Annotated in this window: 19 protein-coding genes, 1 pseudogene and 1 other annotated feature; of the genes and pseudogenes, 3 read left to right on the top strand and 17 right to left on the bottom strand. The window is 51.4% G+C overall.

Annotation, left to right across the window (positions count from 1 at the left end):
- Nucleotides 1–126 precede the first annotated feature (126 nt).
- Entirely contained in the window at nt 127–687 is a 561-nt protein-coding gene (locus R50912_RS14040; RefSeq protein ID WP_231637854.1) for a GNAT family N-acetyltransferase, read from the bottom strand.
- Nucleotides 675–1,967, bottom strand: coding sequence for a 3-phosphoshikimate 1-carboxyvinyltransferase (aroA, locus tag R50912_RS14035; protein WP_042235675.1), 1,293 nt, complete (start codon nt 1,965–1,967; stop codon nt 675–677). Before aroA ends, R50912_RS14040 begins: the two co-directional genes overlap by 13 nt.
- 117 nt (nt 1,968–2,084) lie before the next feature.
- Between aroA and R50912_RS14030 the strand changes: the two genes are divergently transcribed.
- The gene (locus R50912_RS14030; RefSeq protein WP_042235672.1) at nt 2,085–2,393 is read left to right on the top strand and encodes a rhodanese-like domain-containing protein; all 309 of its coding nucleotides are present in this window, start codon (nt 2,085–2,087) and stop codon (nt 2,391–2,393) included.
- 31 nt (nt 2,394–2,424) lie between these two features.
- Here R50912_RS14030 and R50912_RS14025 read toward each other — a convergent pair whose 3' ends face one another.
- The 4 genes from R50912_RS14025 to R50912_RS14010 all read right to left on the bottom strand — a co-directional run bounded on the left by R50912_RS14025 (nt 2,425) and on the right by R50912_RS14010 (nt 6,966).
- Nucleotides 2,425–2,931, bottom strand: a complete 507-nt coding sequence (locus R50912_RS14025; protein ID WP_042235669.1) for a shikimate kinase — start codon at nt 2,929–2,931, stop codon at nt 2,425–2,427.
- A gap of 147 nt (nt 2,932–3,078) precedes the next feature.
- Nucleotides 3,079–4,491, bottom strand: coding sequence for an NADP-dependent phosphogluconate dehydrogenase (gndA, locus tag R50912_RS14020; RefSeq protein WP_039297916.1), 1,413 nt, complete (start codon nt 4,489–4,491; stop codon nt 3,079–3,081).
- A 266-nt stretch (nt 4,492–4,757) separates the two neighbouring features.
- Nucleotides 4,758–5,354 (bottom strand): hypothetical protein, encoded by a 597-nt coding sequence (locus R50912_RS14015; RefSeq protein ID WP_039297913.1) that lies wholly within the window; start codon nt 5,352–5,354, stop codon nt 4,758–4,760.
- 322 nt (nt 5,355–5,676) lie between these two features.
- Entirely contained in the window at nt 5,677–6,966 is a 1,290-nt protein-coding gene (locus tag R50912_RS14010; protein WP_042235665.1) for an MFS transporter, read from the bottom strand.
- A 189-nt stretch (nt 6,967–7,155) separates the two neighbouring features.
- Between R50912_RS14010 and R50912_RS14005 the strand changes: the two genes are divergently transcribed.
- Nucleotides 7,156–8,631: an aminotransferase class I/II-fold pyridoxal phosphate-dependent enzyme gene (locus tag R50912_RS14005; protein ID WP_039297911.1), complete on the top strand. Its 1,476-nt coding sequence runs from the start codon at nt 7,156–7,158 to the stop codon at nt 8,629–8,631.
- A gap of 116 nt (nt 8,632–8,747) precedes the next feature.
- Here R50912_RS14005 and R50912_RS14000 read toward each other — a convergent pair whose 3' ends face one another.
- The 6 genes from R50912_RS14000 to R50912_RS13975 form a co-directional block, all read right to left on the bottom strand.
- Nucleotides 8,748–9,071: a DUF1292 domain-containing protein gene (locus R50912_RS14000; protein WP_019911532.1), complete on the bottom strand. Its 324-nt coding sequence runs from the start codon at nt 9,069–9,071 to the stop codon at nt 8,748–8,750.
- Between the two features lie 84 nt (nt 9,072–9,155).
- Nucleotides 9,156–9,710: a hypothetical protein gene (locus tag R50912_RS13995; RefSeq protein ID WP_039297906.1), complete on the bottom strand. Its 555-nt coding sequence runs from the start codon at nt 9,708–9,710 to the stop codon at nt 9,156–9,158.
- 244 nt (nt 9,711–9,954) lie between these two features.
- Entirely contained in the window at nt 9,955–10,191 is a 237-nt protein-coding gene (locus tag R50912_RS13990; protein ID WP_039297904.1) for a DUF3892 domain-containing protein, read from the bottom strand.
- Nucleotides 10,192–10,283: 92 nt separating this feature from the next.
- The gene (locus R50912_RS13985; protein ID WP_042235661.1) at nt 10,284–10,727 is read right to left on the bottom strand and encodes a GNAT family N-acetyltransferase; all 444 of its coding nucleotides are present in this window, start codon (nt 10,725–10,727) and stop codon (nt 10,284–10,286) included.
- Between the two features lie 122 nt (nt 10,728–10,849).
- Complete coding sequence (locus R50912_RS13980) at nt 10,850–11,065, bottom strand: hypothetical protein (RefSeq protein WP_042235658.1); 216 nt, start codon at nt 11,063–11,065, stop codon at nt 10,850–10,852.
- A gap of 68 nt (nt 11,066–11,133) precedes the next feature.
- Nucleotides 11,134–12,219 carry a site-2 protease family protein gene (locus tag R50912_RS13975; protein WP_042235655.1) on the bottom strand — a complete coding sequence of 362 codons (1,086 nt, stop codon included), beginning with the start codon at nt 12,217–12,219 and terminating at the stop codon, nt 11,134–11,136.
- 74 nt (nt 12,220–12,293) lie between these two features.
- Nucleotides 12,294–12,563 (top strand) — a binding site (T-box leader).
- A gap of 115 nt (nt 12,564–12,678) precedes the next feature.
- Between R50912_RS13975 and metG the strand changes: the two genes are divergently transcribed.
- Nucleotides 12,679–14,355, top strand: a complete 1,677-nt coding sequence (metG, locus tag R50912_RS13970) for a methionine--tRNA ligase (protein ID WP_042235652.1) — start codon at nt 12,679–12,681, stop codon at nt 14,353–14,355.
- 957 nt (nt 14,356–15,312) lie between these two features.
- Here metG and R50912_RS13965 read toward each other — a convergent pair.
- The 5 genes and pseudogenes from R50912_RS13965 to R50912_RS13950 all read right to left on the bottom strand — a co-directional run bounded on the left by R50912_RS13965 (nt 15,313) and on the right by R50912_RS13950 (nt 18,766).
- Nucleotides 15,313–16,263: an aldo/keto reductase gene (locus R50912_RS13965; RefSeq protein WP_042235649.1), complete on the bottom strand. Its 951-nt coding sequence runs from the start codon at nt 16,261–16,263 to the stop codon at nt 15,313–15,315.
- A 152-nt stretch (nt 16,264–16,415) separates the two neighbouring features.
- Nucleotides 16,416–16,949 carry an MmyB family transcriptional regulator gene (locus R50912_RS13960; protein ID WP_269322112.1) on the bottom strand — a complete coding sequence of 178 codons (534 nt, stop codon included), beginning with the start codon at nt 16,947–16,949 and terminating at the stop codon, nt 16,416–16,418.
- A 33-nt stretch (nt 16,950–16,982) separates the two neighbouring features.
- Nucleotides 16,983–17,123, bottom strand: a pseudogene (locus R50912_RS36200) (helix-turn-helix domain-containing protein); the annotation flags it as partial.
- 366 nt (nt 17,124–17,489) lie between these two features.
- Nucleotides 17,490–18,257: a creatininase family protein gene (locus tag R50912_RS13955; protein ID WP_042235647.1), complete on the bottom strand. Its 768-nt coding sequence runs from the start codon at nt 18,255–18,257 to the stop codon at nt 17,490–17,492.
- A gap of 26 nt (nt 18,258–18,283) precedes the next feature.
- Entirely contained in the window at nt 18,284–18,766 is a 483-nt protein-coding gene (locus R50912_RS13950) for an NUDIX hydrolase (protein WP_042235645.1), read from the bottom strand.
- Nucleotides 18,767–18,837: the final 71 nt, after the last annotated feature.

Raw genomic sequence — 18,837 nt, 5'->3', positions numbered from 1 at the left:
ATCATACAGCGGAGCTTACCAAGTTCCAAATTCACACGGCTCACGCGACTGCAGAACTTGTTCATTACCAGTCTGGCAAAGAAGCCGGCGCCGGGGAGACACGTTCGCATTGGTGCGGTAGAAATTTCAGCTCACCGTACACAGCCAGACCATATGGACAGAATCAGGACCCCAATAATCCTTAACTATCACATAGGGTTCTCCGAATTTCCGCAGCCACCTGGTTTGTGCGCGTCTGTAGCCGCTGTCCAGGCAGAACTGAGTGATACCCTGCTCCCGAAGAAATACCATAAGCATCGCAATTAAAGCGGACCCAACCCCTTGCCCCTGATATTCAGGCAAAACGTACAGACTACCCAGCTCGCCTACAGCATCCAGCTGATTCCCGGTACAGACCCTGATGTCCTCTCCGCAGGGTGCATAAGAAATGGTGCCTGCGACACCCCCATCTATTCGGGCAACCCAGAACCAGGTATCTGAATTCGGCGGATTCAAGGAAGCAGTAGCCATTCGTATCTTGGATTCGACCTCCTGCTGAATGTCACCCTGCAGGTGACCCAATCCTTCTCTTTCAAAGGCATCCGTGATTGCAATCTTATAAAGCTCCGATACCGGCGAAATATCGTCCTCAGTGAGCGGAACAATACTTAATGGACCTGCCGTTGTCATGGTTGTTATTCTACCCATTCCACATTCGCGCCCAGCGAACGCAGGTGATCGAAGTATTGCGGGTACGACTTCGCGACATGATGGGCATCCTTGATCCGCAGCGGCTGACGGGCTCTGAGGCCCACTACTGTTAGCGCCATAATTACGCGGTGATCATAATGCGCGTTAATGGTTACGCCGCCTTCGACACCTTCAGGCGTGCCATGGACAATGATCTCGTCACGGCGCTCTTCCACCTTCGCACCGGCACGGGTCAGCTCGGCCAGGTAATCGGTTATACGGTCACATTCCTTGTAGCGTAAGTTCTCCACGTTATAGAAGCGTGATGTCCCTTCGGCAAACACTGCCGCTGCCACCATGGCCAGCACAGCATCCGTAGCGGCATCACCATCGAATTCCACCGCCTTAAGAATACCGTTGCCCTGCACATGCACGGTACCATTCTCATGCGTGAGCGGTACCTCCATCATCCGCAGCACATCGACAATCGCCCGTTCCCCCTGCTTGCTACGCTCGGCCAGACGGTGAATCGTCACATCCGATTTGGTCACCGCTGCGGCAGCAAGTACAGCTGCTGATCCCGGATAATCTCCCTGAACCGTATAGGACTTGGCCGCATAGGCCTGACGGCCAGGCACCTTGAAGGACATATAATCCTCAGCAGCATGTACGGTAATACCGGCCTGCTCCATGACCTCAAGCGTCTGTCCGATGACCACCTTGGATTTCAGATCATCCAGGACGATAATCTCGCTGTCATCTTCAAGAAGCGGAGTAAGAAATAACAGCGCACTGAGATACTGTGAGCTAACGGCACCGGATACGGTAATCCGTCCACCCTGCGGTTTGCCGCCTCGAATAGTGATCGGCAGCCTTCCGTTATGATGCTCCACCTCTACACCAAGCTGGCTCAGCGCCTGAATCAGGTCATCATGCGGGCGTTTGCCGAGCGAATCCGGATACGTATTCACGAAAGTGACCTCCGGGCTCAGCGCGGCAACCGCCATCAGGAAACGCAGCACGGCGCCGGCATTCCCGACATTCAGCTCCTTGACATCACGCGGGTGCCGCCCGAACCCCTGAACTACAATCTTCTCCTCATCTTCGGTCAGTACAGCACCGAGATCGGCGATACATCTGCGGATGGCATCGCTGTCCTCGCTGTGCGCGGGATGATAAATCGTGCTGACTCCTTCCGACAGGGCAGCTACCAGCAGGTAGCGTGTTGTGTAATTTTTGGATGACAGAGCTCCGAATTCCCCTTGCAGTGTCGGCGTTGGCCTAACAATAACGTCCATAATTTAAGCGCTCCTTAAAGTAATATAGTTTCTGTATGTACGGCCCCGTTTGACAGGGTAATCCGCAGTTGTGTTATCATTGATACATTCTATTAGGACAGAAAAGAGGGTACAACCATGAATGAAATCCCACAGATTACACCGCAGGAACTGCGTGAGCGGCTCGCTTCAGGCGAAGAGCTTGTTCTGATCGATGTCCGCGAAGACGATGAGGTTGCCTTCGGCATGATTCCCGGTGCGCAGCATATCCCAATGGGCCAGATCCCGCAGCAGACTGATGAGCTTCCGGCTGATACCGAGATCATCTTCATTTGCCGTTCCGGCAACCGCAGCCAGCGTGTCTGCGAATATTTGCAGCAATTCGGCATTAAGGGCTCGAATCTGAGCGGCGGCATGATTGAATGGAATGAAACCGAACAAGCCTAGTCATATCACGAACGCAAACACACTTAAAAGCTCAAGCGCGGTAATGCATTAAAATATATTGTGAGACTTCGGCCACATTCAGCTCCGTTGTATCGACCGTGCAGTGCGCGAAACGGTAAGCTTCCCTGCGCTGCTCCATAATAGCGTGGACCCGTTCTGCAGCATTGCCGGCGAGGAGCGGCCGGTTCTCATCCCCGCTGACACGGGCGATAATCGCTTCCTCAGTGGCTGTAAGTGCCACAACAAGTCCCTGCTCGAGCATAACTTCCGCATTACCGGGTGCAAGCACTGCGCCTCCGCCTGTAGAGATAATTCTGCGTTCACCCTGCAGCATCCGCTTCAGTACGGCTGATTCAATCTTCCGGAAAGCCTCTTCGCCGCCCGCGGCAAAAATATCAGCAATACTCCGGCCTTCACTCTCCGTAATCACTGCATCCAGATCAACCAGTTCATATCCAAGCTCCTCAGCCAGCATAGCGCCTACCGTGGTCTTCCCCGTAGCCATCATTCCGACGAGTATGATATTTCTATGGTACATAACTACCTCCAACCGCGACATTTGTCATATCATAACACAGGGTGAAAAGTTTGCACAATGCAGCAGAGGTGTAAAAAAGCCCGAAAGCTCTCCGCAGGAAGCGAAAAGCATTTCGGGCTCTCTATAGCCTAAGCTGGGCGGTTGCTGTTACTCAGCCAGCCAGTTGTGGTGGAATACGCCTTCTTTGTCCACGCGTTTGAAGGTGTGGGCGCCGAAATAATCGCGTTGTGCCTGCAGCAGGTTCGCGGGAAGGCGTTCTGTACGGTAGCTGTCATAGTAAGCAAGCGCACTAGAGAAGCCTGGAACCGGAATACCCAGGGTTACGGCCGAAGCAATAACTTTGCGCCATGCGGATTGGTAGTTATCCATAACATCCTTGAAGAACGGATCAAGCAGCAGGTTCTTCAGGTCTGCATTATTGGCATAGGCATCCGTGATGTTCTGCAGGAACCGGGAGCGGATAATACAGCCTCCGCGCCAGATCTTGGCCAGTTCACCATATTTCAGATCCCAGCCATATTCATCAGAAGCTACACGCAGCTGCGCGAAGCCTTGTGCATACGATACGATTTTGCTGGCGAACAATGCTTTACGCACGTTCTCGATGAATTCAGCCTTGTCACCATCGAAGGCTACAGCAGCGGGACCGCTCAGCACTTTGCTGGCTTCAACACGTTCTTCCTTCATCGCAGACAGGAAGCGGGAGAATACGGATTCGGTGATCATGGATAGAGGCACGCCGAGATCCAGCGAGCTTTGGCTTGTCCATTTGCCGGTACCCTTTTGTCCGGCAGCGTCAAGAATGACATCAACCATTGGTTTGCCGGTTTCTTCGTCATACTGCGCGAAGATATCCTTAGTAATCTCGATCAGGTAGCTGTCCAACTCGCCGCTGTTCCACTCTGCGAAGGTGTTATGCAGTTCCTTGGCATCCAGGCCCAGCACATCTTTCAGCAAATGATACGCTTCGCCGATCAGCTGCATGTCGCCGTACTCAATGCCGTTATGCACCATTTTTACATAGTGTCCGGCACCGTCCGGTCCGATATATGTACAGCAAGGCTCTCCGTCCACTTTGGCAGAAATAGCCGTAAGAATAGGTTCAACCAGCTTATACGCGCTTTCCTGACCGCCAGGCATAATGGAAGGGCCCTTGAGTGCGCCTTCTTCTCCGCCGGATACGCCAGTACCTACGAAACGGAAGCCTTTGTCCTCAAGATATTTGCTGCGGCGAACGGTGTCAGGGAAATAAGCGTTACCGCCATCGATAATGATATCGCCCTGATCCAAGAATGGCAGCAGCTGTTCAATGGTAGCATCGGTTGCTTTACCCGCCTGAACCATGATCAGAATTTTGCGCGGCACTTCCAAAGATTGTACAAACTCTTCTACTGAGAAAGTACCTACCAGGTTCTTGCCTGCTGCTTCTGCGACCAGATCATGTGTCTTCTCCGGGGAACGGTTAAACACGGATACGCTAAAGCCTTTGCTCTCGATGTTAAGAGCCAAATTTTTGCCCATTACCGCCAAGCCAATGACGCCGATTTGTTGTTTTGACATCTGGTTCTCCACCCTTTGCACCCTGTATTTTTGTGAAATCCATTTCTCGCAGTATAAGAATACCACCCTTTATCAGAGACAGCAAAGTTCTGCCTGCGAAAGAGAGATCAATTTCATTGACAAAGTCCTAAGAATCAGGGAAATTGCTCACAATGACTATTTTAACGGTTTTAGGCGCAGAAGTGAACCCCTGCACGCAACTTGCATTACAAAGTTCAAGGCACCCCATAGCGGGATGCCTTGAACTGAAGATAATTCATTCAATTTCACCATTCAAGCGCGGCAAGCTCCCTCGTTAGAATGTTCAGCCTGGCCGTGCAAGCCTCCACCTCTGCAGAATCCTTATTGCGCATGGCTTCACTCAGCCGGTCCAGCTGCTCATCAACCTCCAGCCGGCGGTCACGGATCCGCTCCTCGCCTTCAATAGAGTAGAACAGCTTCGTCAGCTCCTGATCGGATAGCAGCGGACCTTTCTGGTACAGGACACGCTGCTGATATCCGGAAATCTCCACCAGGCGGATCACTTCGCCGAATAGAATATTCTCAATAATAATCTGGCGGTCGCGGAAACGTTTGACTACAGCATGACCGCGCATATCACCAATCAGCTTCTCCATCCATTCAGCCAGGCGCGCATCACGGATCATATAATCTCCCACCAGCTTGAAGCCATCCTTAATCCGCTGGAAGCGCAGCTTCACCAGCTTGCGTCCGGTGCGCACCGATATAAGAAAAACATTCTCATTCTCACTCCAGTAAAGGGAATAGCCTTCCTTTATCAGATCCTTAATCAAGTCCTGGATATGTTGTCTGTCAAACCGGAGCTCCAGATTGCAGTACTCCACTTCGTCATTTTTGTTCACGGCACTCCCCCCTAACTGCTTGGTTACAGCATAGCCAGTTTCATGGCCTAACTTAAGAAGTAGAACTGACTGCCGGACCTCCACATACGCACCATCATTTTGCATTCGTCTTACACTTATTTTATACTTCATTTTATGTAGCGGTAACTTGGTTTATTGACTATTTTTACCCGCTTTCCGCCTTTTCCAAACGCCAGACCCTACTTTTGACGTCATTCCCCGATCTATTGGCAAAATAAACTATATAAAAGCCGCAGGCAGCCGGATTTACCGGTCTGTCTGCGGCTTTTGCAATTACCGGCTGTTGTAGGAAAAACAGCACTTAATGCGCGCTTCCTTGCTTCAGCTTCGTCCGGTGGACAATCAGCAGATGCAGGCCGAAGAGCAGGACCATTACACCTGCACTGGCCAGAAAAGGCGCACTATGGCTGACGGAATCCCACAGCTTGCCGGACAACACGGGACCTGCGACCATTCCTGAGCCCTGCAGCGTCAGGAACAGGCCCCAGACCGTCCCCCGCTCTCCCTTGGGCACCTGCTTGGCCAGGAAGGCATTCCATGCCGGCAGAATAAGCGCATAGCTTATTCCGACCAGCGCCACGGCAACGAATGCGAGCGGCAGCCAGCGGACCTGCGAGAAGAATGCCAGGGAACAGGCTGCCAGCAGGAAGCCGATGTTGAGGAAGACCGATGTCCCGATCTTATCAACCAGCTTGCCCGCCGGAATCAGCGCCAGCACCGTGATGCCTCCGCCGGCAATCAGCAGCAGGCTGAACTGGTTAGGCGTCACATGCAGCTCGGAGCGGGCGAACAAAGTGACCACCGGGGTCATGAGTCCGATGGCAAAAGCCTGCAGGAACAGCGCCGGGAAGAGTAGCCGGCTTACCTTCAGCGAAGTTCTGACCTGATGCCAGGTCCGCTTCAGGCTCTGCAGCGGCCGCAGCGGCGTGTGCGGCACTGCGGCCCCTTCGGGATTCATCTCACGGACGACATGAGGCGCATGGCCGCCAATTCTAGAAGGCAGCAGCAGCGCTACAGCCACTACAGCAGCGGCGAAGCCCATCAGCACCAGAAAGACCGTACGGTAGCTCTGACCGCCATGGTCCATCATGAAATTGACGATGATCGGACCGATCCCGGTACCGGCCAGCGACGCCATCTCCACAGCGCCCATCGCCGCCCCGCTGCTGCCGCTTTCCGTAGAACCAGCAAGTTCGGTTATACCGGTCATGGTACACGGCCATAGCGGCGAGGTCCCGATGCCCAGGACTAGACAGGCAATGGACAATGTGGTTGCATCTTTAGCATAGATGATCATTCCGACAGCCACCAGAATCAGCAGCAGCGCACCTGTCATCGTCCAGCGGTAGCCTATCCGCTCCATCACCCAGCCGAACGGGCTGCGGAACAGATTATCCCCTAGATACTGCAGGGCAAAGGCGAAGCCGACCACCGTCACCGACAGGCCCAGAATATTCTCCATGTAGACTGGCAGCAAGGCTACCAGCAGCGATCCTTTGACGAATTCGACCAGAAAAATAATAACCCACATCTCCACAATGAACGGTGAGGCCAAATTGATATGCATACGCTGCGCTACTTTGCCAGACATTTCATCACATCCTAGTATTATGGTGATTGATTTGTTATACTGATGCTTGCTCAAGCAGAAATGGCTAGTCAGTCCTCTAAGGGGCGGTATCCGTTTCAACGAGAAATATAAGGATCAAGTATAGCATAAACTAGTACTTCCTTATATTTTGAAAAATCGACTCTTCGCGAAAGGTTGTGACAGCATTAAATGGATCAACATGTAACTCCCCTCTTCACAGCTCTCAAAAAGCATGCCGCCGGAAACCCAGTTCAATTTCATATTCCGGGACATAAGAAGGGGCTAGGGACCGATGCCGAATTCCGTGAGTTTATCGGCGATAACGCTCTATCCATAGATTTGATCAATATTGCACCGCTTGATGATCTTCATCAGCCCACCGGGGTTATTCTTGAAGCTCAGAAGCTGGCTGCAGAGGCCTTCGGCGCCGATTACACGTATTTCAGTGTACAAGGCACGAGCAATGCCATCATGACTATGATCCTCTCTGTCTGCTCAGAAGGAGATAAAATTATTGTGCCGCGCAATATTCACAAATCAGTGATGTCGGCCATTATTTTCTCCGGAGCCAAGCCTATTTTCGTCTCTCCTGTACAGGATGAGAATCTTGGGATAGACCACGGCATAACCACAAGCTCGCTCGAACGGGCTTTGAGGCGCCATCCGGATGCCAAAGGTGTCCTCGTTATCAATCCGACGTATTTTGGCGTGTGCGCCGACCTGCGTTCGATTGTCGACCTGGCCCACAGTTACGGGGTTCCCGTACTTGTGGACGAGGCACATGGAGTATTGATTCATTTTCATGAGGAATTACCGGTATCGGCCATGCAGGCCGGTGCGGATATGGCAGCAACCAGCGTGCATAAACTGGGTGGCTCCATGACGCAGAGCTCGGTACTCAATCTCAATGCCAAGACAGGTCTTGTTAACCCTCAGCGGGTACAAACCATTCTCAGCATGCTGACCACAACTTCAACTTCATATATTCTGCTTGCTTCTCTGGATACCTCCAGACGTAATCTGGCGCTAAACGGCCATGAGATGGCATCCAGAACCATTGCCTTATCCAACTACGCCCGGGATGCCATTAACAGCATTGAAGGCTTGTACAGCTTCGGCAAAGAAATTCTCGGTACAGAGGCTACCTTCAATCTCGATCCGACCAAGCTTAACATTCACGTCCGCCATCTGGGCATTACCGGATACGAAACCGAGAACTGGCTGCGCCAGAAGTATAACATCGAAGTAGAACTCAGCGACATGTATAATATTCTTTGCCTGATTACCCCTGGAGATACCCAGGAATCGGTAGATAAGTTATTAGCCGCGCTGCGCGTGCTCTCAGCGATTCATTACAGCAAAGGTGAGATCTATGAGATGAAGGTACAGGTGCCGAATATCCCTCAGCTGGCCCTGATTCCCCGAGATGCCTTCTACGCCGATACACAGCTGGTTCCCTTCCGGGAGTCTGCAGGCTACATTATTGCAGAATTTATCTATGTTTATCCGCCGGGCATCCCGATTCTTCTCCCTGGTGAAGTTATTACCCAAGATAACATTGACTATATCATCGACCATGTGGAAATCGGCCTGCCGGTCAAAGGCCCTGAGGACCGCAGCATCACCAACATCAAAGTAATTGTTGAGGCTGAGCCTATTTCTTAATCGGCTCAGGCCCTGCAGCAATACAAAACCCCGATACTATTACAGTATCGGGGTTTTGTATTAGGCGGTGCTGTCTTGTCCAAGACAGCAAGCCTAAGTACTTGATTCACTGAAATCTATTCTTGCTGGGCCAGCAGCTCGTTGTAAGCTTCTTCAACAGCTTTCCATTCAGCTTCATCTTCAATGTTGTAGAGTACCATTTCTTCGTCTTCTTCTTCCATACGCAGAATGATGCCGTCTGCTTCAGGGTTTTCGCGCTCGAGCAGCAGTGCGTATAACTTCTCGCCTACGTCAAACGTTTCTACCAGCACCATCTCTACATCTTCGCCCTGCTCGTTCGTCAAGGTCAGCACAAACTCCTCGTGCTCATGGTCGTGATCATGTCCGCAACCGCATGCTTCACCATGTTCATGGCCATGCTCATGTTTGTGATCGCTCATTGAAATACCTCACTTTAAATTGAATTATCCTACATTTGGTATCGTAACACGTAAGATAAGTTCAGGTCAATTTGCAGACCGCGGTTAATTCTTGGCCGAAGCCGTAACCACCTTTTCTGACACAAGAACGTAATCTCCGCTCTTGGATGACTTGATGAAGAACCCTACACTGTATTTACCGGATTCTTTGAAATCATAGGTGAATTCCGGGGTGGAGAACCAGAAGTCCTCATTCTTCGAGCCGCCGGCATCCTCCAGAATATCCTTCACATTCCCTGACGGATCGGTGATTGCCACCTTCACAGCTGAGACGCTGTCCTTCAGGCTGTCAACCTGGGTAAGGATCTTCATCTTCAGTTTGCCTGTGTTTACATTGCCGAATACCGTATCGCCCTTGAACAGCACAATATGCACATTAGGCTTGAGAATCGTCACTTTACCTGAACCGTCCCAGCTGACGACACCTCCCGCTTCTCTCGCAGGGATATAGGCCTTGCCGTCAATCAAATAGCCGCCATCGGCTATTTCCTTTCCATTGCTCCACACTTTGATTTTCTGGTTTACAGCGTCAGCGAACAAATATGAGCTTCCCATCATGGAAAACACAACCACGCATAGAGCAATTTTTCTCCATCTCATTGTAAAGCCCCTCCAAATAATTCATGCTGTTAATGTATACTACCAACCATTCGACAAGTTGCGCAGAATTCAGGGAATTATTTCTTTTTGCAGTAGAAAAGAAAAACGCACGATTATAAAACCGGTTTCGGCGTGCAATATAAGAAATATCTGGGAGACATCCCCTCCCCGCAACACAAAAAAGCCGGACATTAGCATCGAATAGACGCTTGTCCGGCCGTTTCATCCTAATATCTATACCTAGTTAAAATTGCGGAAGCTGATCCAGATTGTTGGTAGGATCTCCATCTGCATCGCCGCGAATATACATTTCTCCATCTTTTCCTTTGAATGCGTTGACTCCGGCAATACTCCCGGACTGAACCTCCTGAAGTGCCTGCTGGTAATCCAGCACACGGCCGGAAGAGGTCTGGAACTTGGTCAGATCACCATCACCGTTTCTTTGGGCTGCAATAAAGCGTTCACGTTCGTTGTTCATCACTTAGGATCTTCTCCTTCGCGCCTAGGATTAGCCAACAATCTGGCTCCCAGATAGCTTGTCCATAGAATCGAAAGAGTATGTACCCGGCCTGATTACAGCGTTTTCTGCATTCTCACGTGAAGAATACCGGCATCATAGAAGGGCTCCGGGGAAATCACTTCATAGCCCAGTTTGCTGTAAAAGGCTTCTGCATGACACTGTGCATCGAGAATTGAGGCTACCAGGCCGAGTTCACGGGCGTGCCCCTCCATAGCGAGCAGCAGGATCCGTCCGAAACCCTTGGAACGGTATTGCTCGTGAACAGCAATCCGCTGCATTTTAGCAATCTCTGCCTTGTAATAAATCAGTCTTCCTGTAGCTGCCGGCTCACCGTTGTCCTTAAGCAGGAAATGATGCGCATTGTCTCCGATCACATCGTATTCATCAATTTCCTCTTCGGCCGGCACCTTCTGTTCCTCCACAAATACCTTATGGCGGATCGCAAGCGCCATCTGGAGCTGCTCCTCTGTAGTGACATGTACGATTTCCACTGCCATTCTCCTCTAACCCCTCTCTGTAGGTCCTATCAACATTGAGCCATTATACAGAATTATTAATATCCTGTATAGAGCCTGAGGGCTCCAGGGATAGGGAGGACGGATAAGCCGCGTCCGGCAGACTATTGAATGGAATACACCTCTTCCGGAATCGAACGGTCGTACACATCCTGCATAACCGGTGATATAAGACCATCCGGTGTATCAAGTCTCCCGTCCAGTCCAGTCATCTTATGAACCCCCGTATATCCGGGAGCCTCACTGCCAGCCGCACATCCGGCCGTCCCCAGCATCACACACACTCCAATGACCCCGCTCCACACCAATGACTTGCGCATAGTTGTACCCCCCTGTTCTTCTTGGCTCTATACAGCTTTGACGAATCAGGGGCTTCATAAACGAATCCTTACAGATTTACATTGCCAACGATATGCACAAGGTACATCATGCCGCCGAGAAAGCCAGCGAGTACAAAATAAGCAATACCATATCTCCAGCGTGACGCGGCCGGCACATCATAATATTTATCATTATCAAACACCGTAAAGCTGATCTCACACTGCATCTTCAGCTGCAGCTTAGCATCCACATACAGCTGGTCCAGCTGCACGATCCGGACTTTACTGATAATAGACTGTACAGGCATAGTCGTTGTACCGTAATAGTCCAGATTATCCCAGCGGACACCAAGATATTGCTGGCGGTTCAAATCACTGTAGGTGGTAAAAGGTAGTTCTCTTTTGTGCTCAGGTCCGGGAATCAGATACCCTTGATCCTGCAAATCCTCAATCGGTATCAGGAAGCTTTTCATAACCGCATGCATCTGCTTCTTCGTGCGCCGGCTGATATATTTCTTGTACATGTCATAAGCAAATAACAGCCAGATAATACTGAACAGAATAGATTTCAGATAGATGATCACTGCCAGACCTCCAACCAGACCTACCAGCCATAACCAGCGGGTAACCGCAGTTGCAATTCTTCCCCCATCCAGCGGATGAATCGGCAGCAGGTTGATCAGGTTAAGAAAGAATCCGACATAAGCCAGTGAAAAGAGTAGCGGGCTCTGATAATAATAAGCTGCTCCGAAGACGGCGGCCGCGCCAATGCCCCCCAGAATAGGGCCTCCAAAAGCAACGTAGGCTTCCTCTCTGGCATCCAGCGGTTGTTTCTTCATCGTAATTAATGCACCCATAAAAGGAACAAACAGCGGTGCGCTCACCGGCAGCCCGATCCGCTTAGCGGCGATAACATGGCCGATCTCATGAACGAATAATAAGGCAACGAAGCCCACTGCAAATTGCCATGGTGAGATCAGAGCATAGGCCCAGATAGACACCATCATCGAAATCAGCGGTCCCGCAATCTTCCCCAGCTTGAGCAGAGACAGAATAGTTTTGCCCTTCAGCAGCAGCAGTACTCCCGCGCTACCAAGCCATCCCATTATGCCTGAGCTTTTCTTTACCTGCTTGTTTTCCGGCAAAAGTCTCATTCTCCTTTATTTCTGTATCTGGTGTTGACATAAGCCATCACCTGCATATATGATATCCAGTAATTAGGATAACCACAATAGCTATGAAGAGAAAGAGTACCTTGGCCATTCTTTCACAGAGAGCTCCAGCCGCTGAAAAGGAGCAAAGAAAACCCACGGGAATATGGTCTCAGAGCTGCGCATCGAAGCCCGCATAAACGGGACGTAGGCTGCGCCGGAACCCGCATCCGTTACCATGCTAGGGTATACCCGCAGGCTTATGCGGACGTACCTGAAGAGGTGGATGCCGCAAGGCATTGATGAATTTGGGTGGTAACACGTGAGCGCAGGCTCTCGTCCCTTTTGGGGATGAGAGTCTTTTTTGTGCGCTTAGAAACCTAAACATGTTTTCCGAAACGGGTTTTGTCCGAAGCCGTTTCAAGGAAAATCTGTCAACAAAACTTATAGGAGGACAATGACATGACAAACATTTTTATCGGAGGGGCTTGGCCGTATGCCAATGGCTCCCTGCACCTGGGCAGGCTTGCGAGTATTCTGCCGGGAGATATCCTGGCCCGCTATCACCGTGCCAAAGGCGACGCTGTGCTGTATGTCTCCGGCAGTGACTGCCACGGCACTCCAGTTGCTGTACAGGCAGCGCAGGAAGGTGTATCCCCTGGTGAATTCGCCAGCAGATATCATCAGGAGTTCGCCGATTGCTTCCGTTCGCTTGGATTCACCTATGACTTATACACCCGGACCGATCAGGAGCATCACCACAGTGTGGTGCAGGAGCTGTTCCTTAAGCTGCTGGATAACGGCCATCTGTACCAGAAGTCTACGCTCCAATGCTACTGTGAGCAGGATCAGCGCTACTTGCCGGACCGCTATGTAGAGGGAATCTGCCCGGTCTGCGGACAGCAGGCCAGGGGTGACCAATGTGATTACTGTTCTACGATACTCGACCCGGTTGACCTGCTGGAGCGTACCTGCAAAATCTGCGGAACCCCTCCGGTGCTGCGTTCCACCCTGCATTATTATTTGTCACTGTCCAGCTTCCAGGGCGCACTTTCAGAATACGTAGATTCTGCGCAAGGCTGGAGAGACAATGCTGTGCGTTTAACCCGCAGATATCTGCAGGAAGGACTGCAGGACCGCGCTGCAACGCGGGATCTGGACTGGGGGGTGGATGTTCCGGTGGACGGCTTCACGGACAAGAAAATCTATGTGTGGATCGAAGCGGTCAGCGGCTATCTGTCCGCCAGCAAGCAGTGGGCTGCCGGGACCGGCAACCGCTGGGAGGATTTCTGGCTGGAATCCACTGAGAGCAAAGACGCCGCGTACCCTCCCATTACGGCCTATTATGTGCATGGCAAGGATAATGTGCCTTTTCACAGCCTGATCTGGCCGGCTCTGCTGCTGGGTGCTGGAGACCTGCATCTGCCGGACCGCATCTTCTCCTGTGAATACATGACGCTGGAAGGGGAGAAATTCTCCACAAGCCGTAACTGGGCCGTCTGGGTGCCGGATATTCTCAGCCGCTACGACCCGGATTCCATCCGGTATTTCCTGACGGCGAACGGTCCTGAGAAACGGGATGCCGACTTCTCGTGGAGAGAATTCATCTACAGCCATAACAGCGAGCTGCTGGGCGCCTTCGGTAATTTCGTTAACCGCAGTCTGGTATTCGTGAATAAGTTCTGGAATGGCGAGGTTCCTGAGGGTACAATGGATGCCGTTTGGGCCAGCAGCATTAATACTCTGTACAGCGAGACCGGGAGACTTATTGAGGGGGGCAGCTTCAAAGAAGCGCTGGAGCATGTCTTCACCCATATCCGCCAGGCCAACAAATATTTCGATCAGCAGCAGCCGTGGCTGCAGATTAGGAATGACCCCGCCGCCTGCGGCAACACGCTGTATACCTGTGTGCAGATCACCGCTAATCTGTCTAATCTGTTGAACCCGTTCATTCCATTCTCCTGCGGCAAGATCAGGCATTTCTTTGCCTTAGAACAGCCTTTATGGCAGCCAGTGTCCGTTCCGGCACATCAGCCGGTGCTGGAGCTGGAATTATTGTTCGAACGGATTGATATCGCGCGGATTGGGGAGGAGACCGAGCGCCTCAAGAGCTTGCAACGCCGTGGCGGCGAGGGCTAGCAGCTCCGTGGCAGCTAGAGTTAGTAGCTCCGTGGCAGCTAGAGTTAGTAGCTCCGTGGCAGCTAGAGTTAGTAGCTCCGTGGCAGCTAGAGTTAGTAGCTCCGTGGCGGCGAGAGTTAGCAGTGCCGTGGCGGCGAGAGTTAGCAGTGCCGAGCTCTAAGCACTGCTCCGCGGGACATGCACTAATTAGTCTCTAATAGGAGAATGGCTGCTGTATAGCAGCGAAAACATCCTTTGTGGTTGGCGGAAACTGGCAGAGTTTCCCCAGTTTGACGAGGTATGAGCGGGAACTTGGCGGGAACTCGCGGGATCTTGCATGATCATGCGGAGTTTCCCCATTTTGACGAGGTATGAACGGGTACTTCATCTGCCCTCGTCAACTGGCTGAAGAGGCGGACTGAGATTCCGTTATTCCTGCAAATCAGGCAGATACGCCGGTCAATCGGACTCAGAATCTCTTATATGCCCGGCGGCCCCTCACTTTGGGGCCGGATGAACAAAATAACGGAATCTCAGTCCGATTCAGCCCCAAAAAGCGCCTTTTCCGGGAAATAGGGTCCTCTCAGTCCGCTTAACATTGCGATGAACACTTGCTCCAGTACACCTGTCATCTGTTACTTGTTACCTGTCATCTGTCGCCTGTCACTCGTCACCTGCTACCTACTACTCGTCACCTGCTACCTACTACTTATTACCTGCTACCTCCTACCTTTAACCTGCTACCTGTTACTTGTTACTTGCTTCCGTCTTCGTTTTCGTTTACGTTTTCGTTTTCGTTTTCGTTTTCGTTTTCGTTTTCGTTTTCGTTTTCGCAAGAATCCGAACATTGGCGGTATGCCGGCGCAACTTTAAAAAGCGGCCTTATCTTACCGCTCACAAAAACAAGCGGTGCAGATAAGAACGCTTTTGGATTTCGATGCATAACCGATGCTGCTGCAGTTCTCAAACCTTCTGCCTTTAATGGCCGGGAAAGCGCCCTCCGGCTGCAACACCCTGCGGGGAGATCCGCTCGATCCGGGCCAGATCATCCGCTGACAACACCACCTGCAACGCGCCGAGATTCTCTTGTAGCCGCTCCAGCCGCTTGGTTCCCGGGATTGGCACAAGTTGATCCCCCTGCGCAAGCAGCCAGGCCAACGCAAGCTGCGAAGGAGCGCAGTCCTTCTCGGCTGCCATCTGCACGATCAGAGAGACCACTTCGAGATTTCTGGCGAAATTCTCTCCCTGGAACCGCGGGTAGTGACGGCGGTAATCGTCCAGCGGCAGGTCGTCAAAGCTTTTAATCTGACCGGTCAGAAATCCGCGGCCCAGCGGACTGTAAGGCACGAATCCGATGCCCAGCTCTTTGACCAGCGGCAGTATTTCATCCTCCACCTCCCGGCTCCAGAGCGAATATTCTGTCTGCAGTGCCGTGATGGGATGTACCGCATGTGCCCGGCGTATCAGCTCAGGTGAAGCTTCCGATAAGCCAATGTAGCGGATCTTTCCTTCCTTGACCAGTTCAGCCAGCGTGCCTATAGTCTCCTCGATAGGTGTGTTCGGATCAGGACGGTGCTGATAATACAGATCAATATAATCCATACCCAGATGATATAAGCTGGCATCTATGGATTTTTTGATATAAGCCGGATCACCCTTGGGGCCCTGAGTATGCGTAATGCCAAATTTGGTCGCAACGACCGCTTTATCCCGTCTGCCTTTAAGCGCGCGACCCACGAGCCTCTCATTGCTGCCAAAACGCTGAAACGCGAAATCTCCATAGATATCCGCTGTGTCCATCAGGGTTACTCCTAGGTCGAGTGCCCCATGGATCACTTTTACCGACTCTTCATTGTCCGGCATCATCATCGTTCCTAGTCCCAGAGCCGATACTGTCAGTCCTTCGTTTCCCAGTGTTCTTGTCTGCATTCGGTTGTCTCCCTCTTTTCCCGGTGAAAGATTCTTCGGATATGTCCCTATTGTAGCCTTCCTGCCATGGAGCAGCCACAGTACGTTTATGCTAGTAAGATCATTACCAGGGAACAGCACAGAAATAGCAGCAGACCGGCCGTTCAAATGACTTAATTCGATTCTAGGCTCTCTGCCACAGGTGTATAAATACAGATATGCAGACACGGGTGGTCGGCCAGACTTGCCACAGAGTTGATGTCATAAGTCACAGACTGATTCGTGCCGAGACTTTGTATGACTACACGATTTACTTTTTTGCCTTGAATGTTGTGCAGTTTCCACATGTCAGCGAAATCCATACTGTCCTCACAAAGCTTCACTACCATGTCTTTGTACCAGGGGTCGTGCAGATGCATGTCATAATAGGTTCTGAACACAGCTACTGAGTAGAGCGCGAACTCCTCCCAATTCAGCATCCGGCGGCGCAGCCCCTGATCGAGAAACAATAGACGGAGCATAATACGCTCGGAAGCGGGCTGCTTCCCGAAATCACTAAGGACTTCACCCGCCTTATCATTCCAGGCCAGAACCTCGGACCGCTCATTCGTAATAAAAGACGGATAAGACAGCTGGCTGATAATATCCCGCCACTGCGGATTCAGATCGGGACTCACCGTATTAATAGAAGGAACTGTATCCGGCATACCTGGATTCCACAGCTCGAACAGATGCATCCGCTCATCAGGGGTCAAGCGCAGGGCCTGGCTGAGACTCTCCATAATCTCTCTGGAAGCGGTAACTTCTCTGCCTTGCTCCAGCCACGTGTAATAGGTGCTGCTGACACCAGCCAGAATCGCCACTTCCTCCCGCCGTAGTCCGGGTGTTCTGCGCTAGCTGTTAGTTTCCTTAAGCCCAGCAGCTTCAGGCTGCAGCCGGTTCCGGCGAGATTTCAGATACTCTCCAAGCCGCTTGAACTTCGAATTCTCATCGCTCATAAACTAACCTCTTCTCACAGCAATTGGTGTCCCTATTCTACCTTATTCTCTGCCGTTCACAAACTTACACGGAACTCGGACTTGAGAAGCAATAACATGATCTCTCGCATAAAAAAGCTGCAAACCACCTTCGCATTCGCAACGCCAGCTATAGTAATAGCCCCACTGGCTTCTCCAAGCCGCCGTCGCGGTTAACATGGACGAAGCTATGGGGCTTAACTATCTCGCTTTTATCTTTCTGCTGCTTGCCTACGTTTCCATTACAGCCTCACGAATCTCAGCAGCCTGTCCAGCAATTTTCTGCAGTTCGGCTGCTATAGCTTCTACAGAGCCCTTCCACAGCTTGCGTCCTAATTCTTCGCTGGCATGAGTTGGATCACCAATGACACCCGTTGCCGAGTAGTTGGTGAAGTCGAGTCCGGGATCATCCCAATCCGGTTCACTGCTGTCGGGATTCTCAATCAGCTCCTCACGGATGCACTCGGGATGTTTGTAGAGCCCCAGTGATGTGGTGAAGCTGTCGGCATGACCACCCGGAATATGTGGATCGGCATGTGTGCACCAGACCTCATGGAACGGATGATGCGGAATATGAACTATGGCTTTTCCTGCATACTCCTGATTGAATTTCACAGCGACCTGGTTCAGCATATGTCCACCGCAGCCGCGCATAATCACGAGCTGCCTGAACCCCTGGCCGGCCAGTGAAACCAGAACCGCATAAATCACATCCTCATATACCTTCTGCGGGATGTCGATGTAGCCATATCCGTAATTACGGTGCTCGGGAGTAGGACCAAACGGAATCGTCGGAATTACCAGCGACTTCACACCGTAGCTCAGATTTGCCATAGTTGCTGCCTCAATAGACAGCTCGGTGGCCAACCAGATATCAAAATCCACCGTCGAATGCGGCCCCTGCTGCTCCGTGCAGCCGGTTGGAATAATAGCCATATAGCCTTCGGCTACTTTTTGCTTAATCTCCAGAAAAGTTAACTTCCCATATTCTACGTTCATCTAGAATCTCCTTATATGATACTGCATTATATCTTCCTGCTTAGACTAACTATAAATTCAGGCTTGGTCTGATAGGCCATATAAGCAACTGTACCGTCAAACGCCAGATAAGCTTCATAACGGGTGCGGATAGCGGGACTAGTAATCATCTCAAGCACTTTATCCCGGCTGATCCAGCAGCTCTCCGATGTTTCATCCGATGTTGCTAATGCCCCGCCGATTGGCCGGCACACATAGTCCAACATCACTTTGGTCGGAACATCGGTTACACCGTCATGCCCTTTGTACATCCCCGTATTGGAATACACGCCGATCAGCCGGTCAACAACAGTGAGGATGCCACTTTCCTCCTGTATTTCACGGGTTAGCGCTTCCATAAGATTCTCACCTGCCTCCACCTGCCCGCCGGGGAACACCCAGCCGCCCTTAAACGTTCGGACCAGCAAAATTTCTCCCAGTTCATTCTTTACAATCCCTCCGACCGCGACAATATGAGTAGGCATAGACATGGCAATCGCTCCGTTCAAGGGTATGATTATTGCGCACCAAAGTACAATTGCTCAATATATCTGGTTTCATT

Source organism: Paenibacillus sp. FSL R5-0912 (assembly GCF_000758605.1).
Lineage (GTDB): Bacteria > Bacillota > Bacilli > Paenibacillales > Paenibacillaceae > Paenibacillus_AQ.
Note: the sequence above shows the minus strand (reverse complement) of the source record. Positions and strands in the feature narration are given on the sequence as shown.